Origin of the sequence: Pseudomonas nitroreducens TX1 (assembly GCF_000313755.1) — a bacterium.
Lineage (GTDB): Bacteria > Pseudomonadota > Gammaproteobacteria > Pseudomonadales > Pseudomonadaceae > Pseudomonas > Pseudomonas nitroreducens_A.
On record NZ_AMZB01000134.1, the window covers coordinates 106,904 to 121,364 of the forward strand.

The 14,461-nt window shown below is 65.2% G+C and carries 12 protein-coding genes and 1 tRNA gene; 6 read left to right on the forward strand and 7 right to left on the reverse strand.

Going from position 1 to position 14,461, the window contains the following annotated elements:
- Positions 1–52: 52 nt before the first annotated feature.
- Positions 53–1,108 carry an ABC transporter substrate-binding protein gene (locus C167_RS0126420; protein WP_017521330.1) on the reverse strand — a complete coding sequence of 352 codons (1,056 nt, stop codon included), beginning with the start codon at positions 1,106–1,108 and terminating at the stop codon, positions 53–55.
- A gap of 17 nt (positions 1,109–1,125) precedes the next feature.
- Positions 1,126–2,280 carry an LLM class flavin-dependent oxidoreductase gene (locus C167_RS0126425; protein WP_017521331.1) on the reverse strand — a complete coding sequence of 385 codons (1,155 nt, stop codon included), beginning with the start codon at positions 2,278–2,280 and terminating at the stop codon, positions 1,126–1,128.
- 340 nt (positions 2,281–2,620) lie between these two features.
- Between C167_RS0126425 and C167_RS0126435 the strand changes: the two genes are divergently transcribed.
- Positions 2,621–3,352, forward strand: a complete 732-nt coding sequence (locus C167_RS0126435) for a class II aldolase/adducin family protein (protein ID WP_017521333.1) — start codon at positions 2,621–2,623, stop codon at positions 3,350–3,352.
- A gap of 400 nt (positions 3,353–3,752) precedes the next feature.
- Here the strand turns inward: C167_RS0126435 and C167_RS0126440 are convergent, their stop codons facing one another.
- Both C167_RS0126440 and C167_RS0126445 read right to left on the reverse strand, forming a co-directional pair.
- Entirely contained in the window at positions 3,753–4,829 is a 1,077-nt protein-coding gene (locus C167_RS0126440) for an ABC transporter substrate-binding protein (protein ID WP_017521334.1), read from the reverse strand.
- Positions 4,830–4,843: 14 nt separating this feature from the next.
- The gene (locus tag C167_RS0126445) at positions 4,844–7,060 is read right to left on the reverse strand and encodes a TonB-dependent receptor (protein ID WP_017521335.1); all 2,217 of its coding nucleotides are present in this window, start codon (positions 7,058–7,060) and stop codon (positions 4,844–4,846) included.
- 352 nt (positions 7,061–7,412) lie between these two features.
- Here C167_RS0126445 and C167_RS0126450 point away from each other — a divergent pair, with 352 nt between their 5' ends.
- Entirely contained in the window at positions 7,413–8,150 is a 738-nt protein-coding gene (locus C167_RS0126450; RefSeq protein ID WP_017521336.1) for a metallophosphoesterase, read from the forward strand.
- Positions 8,151–8,166: 16 nt separating this feature from the next.
- Here the strand turns inward: C167_RS0126450 and C167_RS0126455 are convergent, their stop codons facing one another.
- Entirely contained in the window at positions 8,167–8,601 is a 435-nt protein-coding gene (locus C167_RS0126455) for a CBS domain-containing protein (RefSeq protein WP_026079299.1), read from the reverse strand.
- Between the two features lie 175 nt (positions 8,602–8,776).
- Here C167_RS0126455 and C167_RS0126460 point away from each other — a divergent pair, with 175 nt between their 5' ends.
- Positions 8,777–8,959, forward strand: a complete 183-nt coding sequence (locus C167_RS0126460; protein ID WP_017521338.1) for a hypothetical protein — start codon at positions 8,777–8,779, stop codon at positions 8,957–8,959.
- A 69-nt stretch (positions 8,960–9,028) separates the two neighbouring features.
- On the forward strand, positions 9,029–9,754 hold the full coding sequence (locus tag C167_RS0126465) for a hypothetical protein (protein ID WP_017521339.1): 726 nt from the start codon (positions 9,029–9,031) through the stop codon (positions 9,752–9,754).
- A gap of 35 nt (positions 9,755–9,789) precedes the next feature.
- Here C167_RS0126465 and C167_RS0126470 read toward each other — a convergent pair whose 3' ends face one another.
- A complete protein-coding gene (locus C167_RS0126470; protein WP_017521340.1) occupies positions 9,790–10,383 on the reverse strand; it encodes a hypothetical protein in 594 nt (197 codons plus the stop codon).
- Between the two features lie 213 nt (positions 10,384–10,596).
- Positions 10,597–10,673, reverse strand: a tRNA-Arg gene (locus tag C167_RS0126475).
- A gap of 658 nt (positions 10,674–11,331) precedes the next feature.
- Here C167_RS0126475 and gabD point away from each other — a divergent pair.
- Together gabD and gabT are read left to right on the forward strand one after the other, a co-directional pair.
- Complete coding sequence (gabD, locus tag C167_RS0126480; RefSeq protein ID WP_017521341.1) at positions 11,332–12,783, forward strand: NADP-dependent succinate-semialdehyde dehydrogenase; 1,452 nt, start codon at positions 11,332–11,334, stop codon at positions 12,781–12,783.
- A 203-nt stretch (positions 12,784–12,986) separates the two neighbouring features.
- A complete protein-coding gene (gabT, locus tag C167_RS0126485) occupies positions 12,987–14,267 on the forward strand; it encodes a 4-aminobutyrate--2-oxoglutarate transaminase (RefSeq protein ID WP_017521342.1) in 1,281 nt (426 codons plus the stop codon).
- The last annotated feature ends 194 nt before the right edge of the window (positions 14,268–14,461 follow it).

Here is a 14,461-nt window from a genome sequence, read left to right on the forward strand (position 1 = left end):
GTCGCGCGGGGGCCAGGTCGGGAAACAGAGGGAATCGCCCTCGTGACGTTGATCAGCCAGTCTTCTGTGCCAGGCGGCTGCGCAGGGCTTCCAGCGGGCGCGGGTCGATCCACTCACGCACGTCGAAGCGTGCCGGGATGAAGTTCCAGCGCTGCAGGAAGTCGGTGAAGTCCTGCAGGGCGAGGATCGAGCCTTCGTCCAGGTTGGTGCGCAGGCGCAGGTGCGCGTCTTCGCCATAGGCGGTGGCGACCCAGAACTCGCTGCTGTTGGTTTCCCGCGCCAGGTAGCGGCGGGTGTCGTCCGGGTGCTGGTGCGCCCAGTCCTCGGCGCGCAGCACCGAGGCGAGGATCGCGGTGGCGGCGTCGGGGTGCTGCTCCAGCAGGTTGAGGTCGACGCTGAGGGTGCGCGGCGTACCGTTGTTGGCGCGGATCAGCGGCTCCGGATGGGCGCCGGTGTCGATCACCGTGTGCAGGCCGAACTGCTGCGCCAGTTGCACGGCGTGGGCGCCCTTGAGGAAGATCGCATCCACTTCGCCGCGCAGCAGGCCGACCAGTTCCGGATTCTGGCTGCGCCGGCGGCTGCCGCCGTGGCCGGTGATGCCGACGATGTTGCTCGGCGCCTCGTCGCTGAAGGTGCCCTTCAGGCCGAAGTCCACCAGCTCGAGGTCGCGCACTTCCAGGCCTTCCAGCCGCAGGGCGTTCTCCAGGCCGCGGATGGCCTGGGCGCGGGTGAAGTCGATCTGTGCGCCGCTCCAGTCCGGCAGGCCGAAGCGCCGGCCTTTTAGGTCGCGCACGGTGCGGATGCCGCTCTCGGCGGTGGTCAGGATCAGCTGCGCCTCATCGGCCCAGGACAGGCCGATCACGCGGGTTTCGCGGCCGCTGGCGCGGGCCCAGATGGCCGGGATGTTGCCGCCGTGGCGTACGGAGTTCTGCAGGGTGTGGTCGAAGTGCGACTCGCGCACTGCCTGGTCGGCGGACTCGCGTAGCGACTTGATCTGCGTGCCCTGCTCGGCCAGGGATTCTTCCAGCCAGCCTTTCTGCACGGCGATGCCAAGGCCCGTGGGGACCGGGCAACGGGTGTACCAGAGGGTATCGAGGGGACGGGACATGTGCAGCTCCTTGTGGGTCAGGCGCGGGCCTTGAGTTCGTGGACGTCGGCGCGTTTGCCCTGTACCAGCGGCAGGACTTCCTGGCCGATCCGCAGGGCTTCTTCCAGGTGCGGGTTGCCGGCAAGGATGAAGGTGGAGAAACCGGCGTCGCGGTATTCGGCGAGGCGTTCGGCGACGTTCTCGTGGCTGCCCACCAGGCCGATGGTCGGCCCCGGCTTGGCCTTGCCGAAGCCGGCCCAGAGGTTGGGGCCGAGGATCAGGTCGTCGAATCGCTCGACGTTCTGGTGGTAGGCGGTCTGCCGCGCGGCACCGACCGAATCCGAACCGGTGGCGAAGTTCTTGATGAAGGCGCTGGTGCGCGCGTCGATGCGCTCGTACTGGCGGCGCAGCTCGCTCCAGGCGGCCTCTTCGGTCTCGCGTGCGAACAGGTCGATGCGGATGCCGAAGCGGATTTCACGGCCCTGCTTGTCGGCCAGCTCGCGCACGCGTTCCAGGTGCGGCTTGAGCTTGTCGATGGGTTCGGCCCAGTTCAGGTAGACGTCGGCGTGTTTCGCCGCGACGTCCAGTGCCGGGTCGGAGAAGCCGGAGAAGTACACGCCGGGTTTGCGCACGTTGCGCAGCGCGATGGGCAGCGAGCCGTTCTCCAGCTGGTAGATCTCGCCCTGGTAGGAGAACTGCTCGTTCTTCCACAGCCCGTCGATGATGTCGAGAAACTCGCCGGTACGCTGGTAGCGCTTGTCGTGCTCGAGGAAGTCACCGTTGGCGCGCTGGCTGGCGGGGTTGCCGCCGGTGATGATGTTCCACTCCAGGCGGTCGCGGGACAGGTGCTGGAGGATCGCCGCCTGCTGCGCGGCATAGGCCGGCAGGGTCCAGGCGGCCTGGAAGGCGATCAGGAACTTGATCCGTCGGGTCTCGCGGGCCAGCGCGGCGGCGGCGATCCATGGTTCCGGGCCGGTGGGCAGCAGCGCGCCTTCGAAGCCGGCGATCTCGGCGGCCTTGGCTACCTGGGCGATGTAGTCGATGTAGGTGAAACCATCCGGCTCACCGTTAGGCATACGTCCCGGGGCGATGTTGCCGGGGCGCTCGATGTGGCTGCCACGGTTGTTCTTGTCCGAGGCGAGGTAGGGACCGTCGCTGCCCAGCGGCAGTCGCCAGAAGAATTCGGTGCTCATGGGCTTGCTCCTTTGCTTTGCGGGGGGCAGCGTCGTGCTGCTCGTGCAGGGTCTTGAGCAAGGGCTGTGCCCAAAGGCTGGAGGCCAGGCGGGGCGGGGCTTTCAGAGTGGTGTGCTGCTGTCGCAGCAGGGCGTTTGTCTGTACAGCAGCAATGGGGCAGCAGGGGATGCTGGGCGGGCAGCAATTTCGGCAGCGTTCAGACCGTTTCAGCCCTCATGCGCATTCGCGTTGTTCATAACTGGCTGATTTTGTTGAGTATTTTTTAATGGCACAAGTCCTGCTCAGTCACTGGAACACCGCCATGCGGTTCATCCATCCCCGACTGCCAGGAGGCATTCCATGTCCACCCTCGACCCGCAACTCGCCAGTCAGCTCGAACAGGTCCGCCGCGACTTCGCCAAGGCCTTCCGCGTGCTCAAGGAAAGCCGCACCCTCACCGCCACCAACACCTACCAGGCCTATGTGCGAGTGCCGGACAGCGACAAGGTGATTGCCGTCCATGCGCCCAACCCGTGGGCGGACGGCCAGGAAATCCGTGCCGTGATCTCGACCTGGGACGGCGAGGTGATCCTCGACGAAAGCATCCCCGGAGCGACGCCGCTCAGCGGCCGTGGCGCCGGCGGCAACGGCAAGCGCTACGCGCCGATCTTCCAGGCGCGCCCGGAGGTGAACGTGGTGATCCACGTGCACACGCCCTACCTGGGCGGCTGGGCCAGCGCCCACCGTGTGCTGCCGATCCGCTACGCCGCCTCCCAGCGCGTGACCCTGGCCCGTGAACTGCCGATCTACATCGACCGCCGCCAGCCCGAGCCGCTGTTCATCCTTGATCGCATCGCCGAGAACCCGCATACCCCGGCCATCCTCGAAGCCAACGGCGGCGCGACCTTCTGGGGCGAGGACCTGATCAAGGCGTCCAAGCTGATCCTGCTGATCGAGGAAGGCGCCTACTTCCAGGGCCTCGCCGAAGGCCTGGGCGGCTCCCAGGAATTCGGCCCCGGCGTGCTGGAACAGCAATGGAAGATGACCGGCCTCTGGGAGCAGGGGCAGAAGCTGCTGGGTGAGGCGGCCTGAGTCTCATCCGAAAACTAAAAGGCCCTCTTGCGAGGGCCTTTCTTTGGCTGTTCGTAAGAGCGAGCTTGCTCGCGAACCGAGCCCGCAGCAGGGTTTGTTCGCGAGCAGGCTCGCTCCTACAGGTTCGGTTGGCTTCTGTGCTGTAGGAGCAACTTTCTTTCTCTGAAAGTCCGTGCCGAGAAACTCCCTCGCCCTGAAGGGAGAGGGATCGGACGGAACAGGATGAATCCATTGCGTCAGCCGGCACGGACAGCTCCCTCTCCCTTCAGGGAGAGGGTGAGGGAGAGGGCGGGTCCCGGCGCGATATTTCAGGTAGGAGCGGATTCATCCGCGATCGATTCCTGCCCGCTCGGAGCTGGCCGGTGGCAAATCGCGGACAGAGTCCGCTCCTACGCTTCGGTCAAGGTTTGGCGGCGACCGAAGGGCCGGCGCTGTGCTGCCAGAAGCTTTCCAGCTGCAGGTTCTTCAATCCCTGCTCGACGAACTTCGGTTCCAGCAGGTCATCCACCTTGACCTCGTTGCGGATCAGTTTCGCCCTGCGGCTGTAGGCGATGCCGTCGGCGTAGTGCTTGTGCAGGGCCTCGTCGTAGATTGGCGAGAAGTGCGCCGACCAGGGCTCACCAGCCACCTCGCGCTGCAATACGCTCAGCGGTACGCCGGAGCGGCTCTGGGCGTCCTGGTAGGCCGCCTGGTTGGCGTCCTGGGAGACCCACCACGCGGCCTTCAGGTAGGCGTCCACCACCAGTTGGGTGAGGTCGGGATGATCCTTGACGAAGTCCCGTGCGCCCCAGACTTCGGCGCGCATCTTCCAATCCGCCGGGGCCTCCTTGCTCGACCAGATGATGCGGCCGACCTGCTTGTCTTCCAGCAGGAAGGCGTCGCTCAGGGTAAAGAAGGCATCCACCCGCCCGGCGCTCAGCGCGGCGGCGCCGGCCTGGGGGTTGAGGTTGAAGATGCGGAAGTCCTCGAAGCCCAGGTGGTTGGCTTCCAGCAGCTTGGCGAACGACAGCTCCCACGGCCGGCCGCGGTGCAGCGCGATGCGCTTGCCCTTGAGGTCGGCGATGGATTTCGCCGTGGAGCCCGGCGGCACCACGAGGTAGACGTTGTTGCCGATGCCGCCGGGGACGATCAGCTGGGTCTGTACGCCGGACGCGTTGGCGATGATCGACGGCAGGTCGCCATAGAAGGCGAAGTCGATGCGCTTGTTGGCGAACTCCTCGTTGACGAAGGTGCCCACCGAGGCGGTGGCGGCGGGTACCCACTCCAGCTTGATGCCACGCTGGGCCAGCTGTTGCTCCAGCCACTTGTCGCGGTCGATGACGTAGGCCGGGCCGTTGAAGGTGATCTGCCCGGCATTGGCGTAGGCCACGGTGGCGATACGCAGGGTGGTCGGCTGCTCGGCGGCCAGCACGTGGCCGGCGAGCAGCAGGGCGGCTGCCGGCAAGAGCCGGCGCAGCGTTCGGTGGATCAGGGACATGGTCGTTACCTCACTCAGAAGTCGGTGGTGACCGAGACGCCGAAGGTGCGCGGGTCGCCGAACATCACGGCGGCGGTCTGGAAGCCGCCCGGCAGGGTGTGGTTGCGGTATTCCTTGTCGGTGAGGTTGTTCACGTAGGCGGTCACGCGGGTGGTTTCGCCCGGCAGCTCGTAGGTCACCCGTGCGTTGCCCAGGGTGTAGCCGCCGGTGCGCATGTTCTGGCTCTGGTCGTTGGTGAAGAAGTACTGGCGGCTGCGGGTATTCCAGTCGGTGCCCAGCACCACCGCGCCGCCGACGTTGAGTGGGATGCGGTAGTCGGCGCCGATCACTGCCGAGACGTTCGGCGCGCGGACGAAGTGGTTGCCGGAGTAGTCGTTCGGGCCGGAGGTGTAGTCGGTGAACTCGGTGTGTAGCAGGCCCAGGCCGAAGTTGACGTGGAGGTTCTGCACCGGGATGGCTTCGAGCTCGAACTCGGCGCCGTAGGCCTCGCCCTGGGCGCCGTTGGCCAGGCGCGAGACGGTCTGGTTGTTCACCGCGGTGACGATGTTGAGCTGGATGTCCTTGTAGTCGTAGTAGAAGACGCTGGCGTTGGCGTTCAGGCGACCGTCCAACCACTCCGACTTCAGGCCCAGCTCGTAAGAGGTGAGGTATTCCGGATCGACCTTGGCCACTGTGGCCTGGCTGGTGACGCCGGCGTTGTAGCCGCCGGAGCGGAAGCCGCGCGCATAGCGGAAGTAGGCGCGAGCGTTGTCGGAGATGCGGTACTCCGGGGTCAGGTCCCAGCTGTAGTCGCTCCAGGTGTTGCTCTCGTCCTGGGTGGCGTTGACGATCAGCGGCGACTCGATGTTGCCCGGCTGCCACCAGTGGCCGTCGCCGAAGCGCGCCGTGCCACGGTTGACCAGGCGCTCCAGGTCGATGTCCTTGGTTTCGCGGGTCCAGCGCAGGCCGGCGGTAAGGCTGAAGTCGTCGGTGAAGTTGTAGGTGGTGCTGCCGAAGACGGCGTAGCTCTCGGTCTGCTGGTCGTAGCTGACGTTGTTGTAGTAGCTGGGGACGTAGACGTTGGGCAGCGCCGCGTTGGCGTTCTTCGACTCCAGGTCCTCGTTGAAGTAGTGGAAGCCCAGCACCCAGTTCAGCCGGTCGGTGCGCGGCGAAGCCAGGCGCAGTTCCTGCGACCACTGCTGGCTGTCGGCATAGCTGTAGCTGCGCTGAAGCTCCTGCGGGGTATTGTCGCTGTCGGTCCAGCCGTCGCGGGTGAAGTGCTCGAAGGCGGTGATGGAGGTCAGCTCCAGCTCGCCCAACTGCCAGACCAGGTTGAGGTTGCTGCCGGCCTGGTCGATTTCGGCCTGGTACTTGGCGTTGAAGTTGGCCTTGCCCAGCTTCGGGTCGATGGAATAGCCGAACTGATTGGTGCCGTTCGGGCGGGTGCCGTAGCTCACGGTGTTGTAGCTGGCGGTGTCGTGGTAGTGGCGGGCGTGGACGTTGAGGTTGGCGTCGAGGTTGTCGTTGACCCGCGCGGCGAGTTGCAGGCGCACGGCGTCGTCTTCCAGCGCACCCTGGTCGTCGCCGTCGTTGATGTTCTCGGTGTAGCCGTCGCGGCCCTGGTGGTGGAAGGCCAGGCGGCCGGCCAGCTTGTCGTCCACCAGCGCGTCGCTCACCGCGCCCTCGACGATGCGGTTGGCGTAGTTGCCCATGTCGACCTTGAAGTAGCCCTCGGGGCTGAAGGTCGGCTTGCGCGAGATGAAGTTGATCGCACCGCCCGTGGTGTTCTTGCCCCACAGCGTGCCCTGCGGGCCGCGCAGCACTTCCACGCGCTCCTGGTCGAACAGCGGGAAGCCCGTGGCGCTGATGTTGGCGATGTACACGTCGTCGACGTAGATGCCGATCGGGCTGACGGTGTTGGCGCCCTGATCGCCCGTGCCGAGGCCACGAATCCACCAGCGCGGCCGGCCATGGCCGTCGGTGGTGCCCGCCGAGGCGTTGGGCGTGTAGCGGGTCACTTCGTTGGCCGATTGCAGCGAGGCGTCGCGGATCTTCTCGCCGCTGAGCACGGTGATCGGCGCCGGCACCTCCTGCACCGACTCCTCGCGCTTCTGCGCGGTGACCACGACCTTGCCGAGGGTCGGCGCGGCGCTGGTCTCTTCAGTGTTCTGCGTATCGCCCTCGGCCGCATGGACGGCGACGCTGGCCAGACTCGCCAGGATGGCAAGGGAAAGGGTGTTGCGTTTGAACATGGTGTCCCCAAGGGGCGGCGAAAGGACGGCCGGCTCTGTGGTGCTCGGTCGTCGCCGCAAGGCATCAAGCTGTTATTGCGCTGCTCTTGTGTTGGCTCACGCGTGATATGGCCGGTTGGCTTGCTGGGGCTATCGCAATATCCGTACCGCTTTGCCGGTTAGTTGCAATCTATTGATATAAAAGGGAATTTTGTTTCGACTGAAGGTCTGTTGCTGCTGGGGAAGCAGCCCATGCTGGCGTGCCGCTGCGTGGGCAGCAGCGGGGCAGCAGGTCATCCGGCTTTCGTCGAAAGACCATCGGAACGCCATCTGCCGCTGCTAAGCTGAAGTCCTGCAAGTCCTGGAGTTGGCAATGAATACCCTCCTGCCGGAACGCCCCCTGCAACGCTTCGCGCGCAACCTGCGCGGCCGCGATTTCGTGGTGGGGGATGTGCACGGCCATTTCGAACTGCTCGAACGCCTGCTGGAACGGGTGACATTCGATACCGCCGCCGACCGCCTGTTCGCCGCCGGCGACCTGGTGGACCGTGGGCCCTATTCGCCGCAGGTGCTCGACTGGCTGGCCAAGCCCTGGTTCGCCTCGGTGCGCGGCAACCACGAGCAACTGGTGATCGACGTGGTTCTGGCCGGCGATGACCGCGACCTGCACTTCCGCAATGGCGGCACCTGGTTGTACAAGCTCACGCCGGTAACCCGCGAGCGCATCGCCCGGCGGTTGCAGCAGTTGCCGCTGGTGATCGAAGTCGAACTGGGGGAGGGGCGGCGCGCCGGCATCGTGCATGCCGAGGCGCCGGTCTCACCGGCCTTTCCCGACTGGGACAGCGGCGTTGCCGCACTGGCCGGCGAGTTGGGCGATAGCGCCCGGCGCAATGCCGTTGGCCTGGCCATGTGGGCACGCACGCGGATCGAGAAGGAAGACGCCACCGTTATTGCCGGGCTGGAACGCCTGTACGTCGGCCACACCGCGCAGAGTGCCGTGCGCCCGCTGGGCAACACCCACTACATCGACACGGGCAGCGGCTACGCCGACGGTTGCCTGAGCCTCGTCGACATGCATAGCGGCAAGGTGGAAACGGCGGCCGTACGCTGAACGGCCGCCGGGGCGATCACTCGCCGCGGATGTACTGCTCCAGTTGCTGGATCAGCTCGGCCTGTTCGGCGATGGCAGCCTTCACCAGGTCGCCGATGGACAGCAGCCCGAGCAGTTCGCCGTTCTCCACCACCGGCAGGTGGCGCAGGTGGCGCTCGGTCATGATGCCCATGCACTTGTCGACGTTCAGGTGGGTATCCACGGTGATCACCGGCGCTGTCATCACCGCGCTGACCGGCGTGTCTTCCGAGTTGCGCCCCTTGAGCGCCAGGCGCCGGGCATAATCGCGCTCGCTGAAGAAGCCGACCAGCTGGTTGGCCTCGACCACCGGCAGGCCGCCGAGGTTTTTCTCCGCCATCAGGCGCAGTGCATCGATCACCAGCGCATCCGGGGCGATGGTGTAAACCTGCTGGTCCGCCTTGGCGTTCAACAGCTGAGCCACAGTCTTCATTCGTACCCCCTGTTCGTTGTTCACGGCGCGATGCCCGTGGTTCATAGAGAATCGTGGACGAAATGCGATCCGGCAAGGTCGGAAAGCGCCGTCCGCCATCACGGAAGCGTCATCCCTCTGCCGCGCGACTTATACTGTGATTCCCTTCCTTGTTTCCCCCCACGAAAGACCGGCCATGACTGACGAAGACCTCGACCTCCACGAGCCCGAACACGACCACCTGCTGGACCTCGACGACGACCTCGACGGCCTGCTGGAGGAGGATGCGGCGTTCTTCGAGGACCCGCCCGGCGATCACGAGGAGGAGGACGAGGACCTGGAGGAATACCAGCCCGGACTGGACGACGATCTGGACTGACCTTCTGACGATATCCGGGTGTCATGATGGGCTGGCAGAATGCTGGCCAGACAATAAAGAGAAAGCACCATGCGCAATGTCACGCTCGCCCTGGCCGTTTCCCTGCTCTGTGGATGCTCTTCGGACGTCCGCCGGGATGACCGCACCGCGCCCATCTCGCTGTACCGCGACACGCGCCACGTGATGGTCGTGAACTTCCAGCCCGACGCCGCGGTGGCGGCCAATCCGCGCTGGGGCGCGCTGAAGGCCAGCTGGCGCGAGGCGCTGCGCGACGAAGCGGGCTCGGCGGACTACCAGCTCACCGAGCAGGACGGCGAGCCGCGCGCCACCGACACCCTCTCCACTCTGGTGGTGATCGAGGTCGGCGCCGGCCATAGCGCCAATAATCGCTCCGGCAACGATGGCCAGGAATGGATCAGCTCCACCGTGCGCTACCACGACGGCCTGACCGGCCAGCTGCTGGCCTCGCGTCGCTACGAAAGCGAGGCCGACGGCGATCTGTTTACTTCGATGGGCTCGTCGGAGGTCAGCGCGGTGTCCGAGCAGATCGTCGACGAGATCACCAGCGCCCTGCTGGTAGCGCGCCCGTCCCGCAGCCTGCCGGCGCCTCGCCCCGCCACCGCGCCGGTGCAGCCGCCCGAGGCCGTGCCGCAGCCGGTCTCGCCCACAGCGGCGGAAACCGTTGCCCATGTCTCCCGGCCGCTGAGCCAGGAGCAGCAATTGATGGAGCTGCAGCGTCGCAACCTGCCGTACGAGGAATACCGCGACGAGTATCGGCGGATCATGGGGCGCTGAACGCCCGCGCGCTTTAAAGCGATAATCGGCGGCTGCTAGAACCAGCCGCCGCTCGACAGCTCCTGCTCGCAGCTCTTGTACTGGGCGCCGTACTGCGAGGCGCGCGCCTGGACCTTCTGTGAAGTCGCTTTCAGCCACGGCTTGGCGTCGTAGCTGCGGTTGCGATAGCCGCCCCAGCCCTCGTGGTAGTTCAGGTACTGGCCGTAAGCATCCCACTTGGAGACACGGTTCACACTGTAGGTCTTGTTCATGTACCAGCCCATGAAGTCCAGCGCGTCGGCGAAGTCGTCACGGTCGGCGCCCCAGCCTCCCGCCTCCTTCTTGTAGTCCGCCCACGTCTCGTCCTTGGCCTGGGCGTAGCCATAGGCGGAGCTGACCCGGCCCCAGGGGATGAAGCCAAGGAAGTAATAGCGCGGCGGCAGGGCGTCGTGCTTGAAGGAAGACTCCTGGTACATCATCGCCATCGGGACCTGAATCGTCCCGCCCCAGCGCTTTTGCACCTGCAGCGCCGCCTCGTGCCATTTAGGCTTCTCGCGGAATATCTCGCAGAGGTTCTCGGGGTGCGCCGGTGGCTTGGTGGCGCACCCGGCAAGAGCCAGGAGCAGGGCGGGCAGCAGAAGCCGGAGCATGGGCGGTTTGTCCTTTTCTCGCGCGATGGCGCAAGGCTTATACAACCTTGGATGGCGAAGAGGAATCGTCGAGTGTCGAGGGTTTTCCCGGCCCTGGCGGCAGTCGCCAGGGCTGGCCGGCGCGGTGCTGGCCGACAGAAATGGAAAAGCCCGCTCGGGGCGGGCTTTTCAGGCGGTTCCAAAGATGCCTGAGGCAGTCTCGAAACCGGTAGATGGCGCACCAGGCGGGATTCGAACCCACGACCCCTGCCTTCGGAGGGCAGTACTCTATCCAGCTGAGCTACTGGTGCGTAACGCCGCGGCTGGCGCGGCAGGCGGCAATCATACGCATCTCCCGTGCGGGCGTCCAATGCCGGTACGCTCGTTCATGATATCGAACGAAAACAGCCGCCGGTCGGCAGAAGTCCGCCGAAAACCCGTTGCAGGCGGATGCCTTGCTGGGTTTTGTCGATCGAGCTATTGCCCTTTGCAGTCGAGGGCCCTAGGATTCGTTTGAGATTTCAAACGCCTCCCCATCACAACAACAGGAGACCGGAGCATTGGCATCACACCAGCCGGCCATCAGCCTGCGGGATGACAGTCTTCCGTTGCACCCACCGCATGCCCCTTGTGGCAGGTCTCCGTGCGGCTTCCGTCGATCAGCGTACCGGAAGGTTGTAGGGCAGTCGTACTCCTGGGCAGCGCCTGGGAACCTGTGCGTGAACGCGTTCAACCAGACCGGGCAATGACCCCGGTCTGCGTTTTTTCGTGTCCGCATGCCGAGCGAACTAAGAGCCGTTCGCCGGGCGTCGCCTCCATAGCAGGGCGACATTCGTCTGCAGCGTCGATACTGCTCGGCCGGGACGAATGAACGGCAGAGACCGCGGTCTCTCCCATCCAGACAACAAGGCAGGCGGGGACTCGAGGTCGACCCGCCGTCCACAGGCTTTCCTCGAAAGGAGACAGGTCATGCAACTCAATGATGCCAAACTGTTCCGCCAACAGGCTTACATTGACGGTTCCTGGGTCGATGCCGACAACGGCCAGACCATCAACGTGAACAACCCGGCCACCAACGAGATCATCGGCACCGTGCCGAAGATGGGCGCCGACGAAACCCGTCGTGCCATCGAAGCTGCCGACAAGGCCCTGCCGGCCTGGCGTGCGCTGACCGCCAAGGAACGCGCCAACAAGCTGCGCAAGTGGTTCGACCTGATGATCGCCAACCAGGACGACCTGGCGCGCCTGATGACCATCGAGCAGGGCAAGCCGCTGGCCGAAGCCAAGGGCGAGATCGCCTACGCCGCCTCCTTCCTCGAGTGGTTCGGCGAAGAAGCCAAGCGCATCTACGGCGACACCATTCCGGGCCACCAGCCCGACAAGCGCATCATCGTGATCAAGCAGCCGATCGGTGTGACCGCGGCCATCACCCCGTGGAACTTCCCGTCCGCGATGATCACCCGTAAAGCCGGCCCGGCCCTGGCCGCTGGCTGCACCATGGTGCTCAAGCCCGCTTCGCAGACGCCGTACTCCGCCCTCGCCCTGGCCGAGCTGGCCGAGCGCGCCGGCATTCCGAAGGGCGTGTTCAGCGTCGTCACCGGCAGCGCCGGCGAAGTCGGCGGTGAGCTGACCAGCAACCCGATCGTGCGCAAGCTGACCTTCACCGGCTCCACCGAGATCGGTCGCCAGCTGATGGCCGAATGCGCCAAGGACATCAAGAAAGTGTCCCTGGAACTGGGCGGCAACGCTCCGTTCATCGTGTTCGACGATGCCGACCTGGACGCCGCCGTCGAAGGCGCGCTGATTTCCAAGTACCGCAACAATGGCCAGACCTGCGTCTGCGCCAACCGCCTGTACGTGCAGGACGGCGTGTACGACGCCTTCGTCGAGAAGCTGAAGGCTGCCGTGGCCAAGCTGAACATCGGCAACGGCCTGGAGCAGGGCGTCACCACCGGCCCGCTGATCGATTCCAAGGCTGTCGCCAAGGTCGAAGAGCATATTGCCGATGCCGTTTCCAAGGGCGCCAAGGTCCTCACCGGCGGCAAGCCGCACGCCCTGGGTGGCACCTTCTTCGAGCCGACCATCCTGGTCGATGTACCGAAGAGCGCCCTGGTGTCCAAGGACGAGACCTTCGGCCCGCTGGCGCCGGTGTTCCGCTTCAAGGACGAGGCCGAAGTCATCGCCATGTCCAACGACACCGAATTCGGCCTGGCTTCCTACTTCTACGCCCGCGACCTGGCCCGCGTGTTCCGCGTTGCCGAGCAGCTGGAATACGGCATGGTGGGTATCAACACCGGCCTGATCTCCAACGAAGTGGCGCCGTTCGGCGGCATCAAGGCCTCCGGCCTTGGCCGTGAAGGTTCGAAGTACGGCATCGAGGATTACCTCGAAGTCAAATACCTCTGCCTCGGCGGTATCTGATCCGATTTTTTTCCGTGGGCGCAAGGTGGCAGGCAAGAGCTGACAGCCACCTTCGCGTCGGCGTTTTCCGGTGGTAGCACCGGACAACCCGTCCGGCGGGCCGCAAGTGCCGCGACAGTCGATCATCGTATGCTGTCGTGTGTGGCTTCTCCCCGCTTTCATCCTTTGATCCGGTCGCCCGATGAGCGGCCACTGAGGAAGCTATGAGCAAAACCAACGAATCCCTGCTGCAACGTCGTCAGGCCGCCGTACCGCGCGGTGTAGGCCAGATCCACCCGGTCGTCGCCGAGCGCGCCGAGAACTCCACCGTGTGGGACGTCGAAGGTCGCGAGTACATCGACTTCGCCGGCGGCATTGCCGTACTGAACACCGGTCACCTGCACCCGAAAGTGATCGCTGCCGTTCAGGAACAACTGACCAAGCTGTCCCACACCTGCTTCCAGGTGCTGGCGTACGAGCCCTACATCGAGCTGGCCGAAGAGATCGCCAAGCGCGTTCCGGGCAACTTCCCGAAGAAGACCCTGCTGGTCACCTCCGGCTCCGAAGCCGTTGAAAACGCCGTCAAGATCGCCCGTGCCGCCACCGGCCGTGCTGGCGTGATTGCCTTCACCGGCGCCTACCACGGCCGTACCATGATGACCCTGGGCCTGACCGGCAAGGTCGTTCCGTACTCCGCTGGCATGGGCCTGATGCCGGGCGGCATCTTCCGCGCCCTGGCTCCGTGCGAACTGCACGGCGTGAGCGAGGACGAGTCCATCGCCAGCATCGAGCGCATCTTCAAGAACGATGCCCAGCCGCGCGACATCGCAGCCATCATCATCGAGCCGGTTCAGGGCGAGGGTGGCTTCTACGTCAACTCCAAGGCCTTCATGCAGCGCCTGCGCGCCCTGTGCGACGAGCACGGCATCCTGCTGATCGCCGACGAAGTACAGACTGGCGCTGGCCGTACCGGCACCTTCTTCGCCACCGAGCAACTGGGCATCGTTCCGGACCTGACCACCTTCGCCAAGTCCGTTGGCGGTGGTTTCCCGATCTCCGGTGTTTCCGGTAAAGCCGAAATCATGGACGCCATCGCTCCCGGCGGCCTGGGCGGTACCTACGCCGGCAGCCCGATCGCCTGCGCCGCGGCCCTGGCCGTGCTGAAAGTGTTCGAGGAAGAGAAGCTGCTGGAGCGTTCGCAGGCTGTTGGCGAGCGTCTGAAGGCTGGTCTGCGCGACATCCAGGCCAAGCACAAGGTGATCGGCGACGTTCGTGGCCTGGGTTCAATGGTTGCCATCGAGCTGTTCGAAGGCGGCGACCACAACAAGCCGGCAGCCGAACTGGTCAGCAAGATCGTGGTTCGTGCCCGTGAGAAAGGTCTGATCCTGCTCTCCTGCGGTACCTACTACAACGTGATCCGCTTCCTGATGCCCGTCACCATCCCTGACGCGCAACTGGAAAAAGGCCTGGCCATCCTGGCCGAGTGCTTCGACGAACTGGCCTGAGCCTCACCGCTCTGACGGTTCAAGGGAGAGGCCCGCGCAAGCGGGCCTTTTTCTTTGGCGCGTTTTCTTTGTGAGAATTGTTCGCCGGAGTTGATGGCGCGCATGGGAAAGCTCGTGGGCTTGGACTACGCTGCGCAGTATCCGAAGGCCGTTGGCCGGCGGCATCCGAAGGACCGGGCACTCGGCAAGGAAGG

Excerpts from the sequence above, each read along its gene's own strand:
- C167_RS0126445 (WP_017521335.1), bottom strand. The coding sequence starts at position 7,060 with ATGTTCAAACGCAACACCCTTTCCCTTGCCATCCTGGCGAGTCTGGCC.
- gabT (WP_017521342.1), top strand. The coding sequence starts at position 12,987 with ATGAGCAAAACCAACGAATCCCTGCTGCAACGTCGTCAGGCCGCCGTA.
- C167_RS0126465 (WP_017521339.1), top strand. The coding sequence starts at position 9,029 with ATGCGCAATGTCACGCTCGCCCTGGCCGTTTCCCTGCTCTGTGGATGC.
- C167_RS0126460 (WP_017521338.1), top strand. The coding sequence starts at position 8,777 with ATGACTGACGAAGACCTCGACCTCCACGAGCCCGAACACGACCACCTG.
- C167_RS0126425 (WP_017521331.1), bottom strand. The coding sequence starts at position 2,280 with ATGAGCACCGAATTCTTCTGGCGACTGCCGCTGGGCAGCGACGGTCCC.
- C167_RS0126470 (WP_017521340.1), bottom strand. The coding sequence starts at position 10,383 with ATGCTCCGGCTTCTGCTGCCCGCCCTGCTCCTGGCTCTTGCCGGGTGC.
- C167_RS0126420 (WP_017521330.1), bottom strand. The coding sequence starts at position 1,108 with ATGTCCCGTCCCCTCGATACCCTCTGGTACACCCGTTGCCCGGTCCCC.
- C167_RS0126435 (WP_017521333.1), top strand. The coding sequence starts at position 2,621 with ATGTCCACCCTCGACCCGCAACTCGCCAGTCAGCTCGAACAGGTCCGC.
- C167_RS0126455 (WP_026079299.1), bottom strand. The coding sequence starts at position 8,601 with ATGAAGACTGTGGCTCAGCTGTTGAACGCCAAGGCGGACCAGCAGGTT.
- C167_RS0126450 (WP_017521336.1), top strand. The coding sequence starts at position 7,413 with ATGAATACCCTCCTGCCGGAACGCCCCCTGCAACGCTTCGCGCGCAAC.
- gabD (WP_017521341.1), top strand. The coding sequence starts at position 11,332 with ATGCAACTCAATGATGCCAAACTGTTCCGCCAACAGGCTTACATTGAC.
- C167_RS0126440 (WP_017521334.1), bottom strand. The coding sequence starts at position 4,829 with ATGTCCCTGATCCACCGAACGCTGCGCCGGCTCTTGCCGGCAGCCGCC.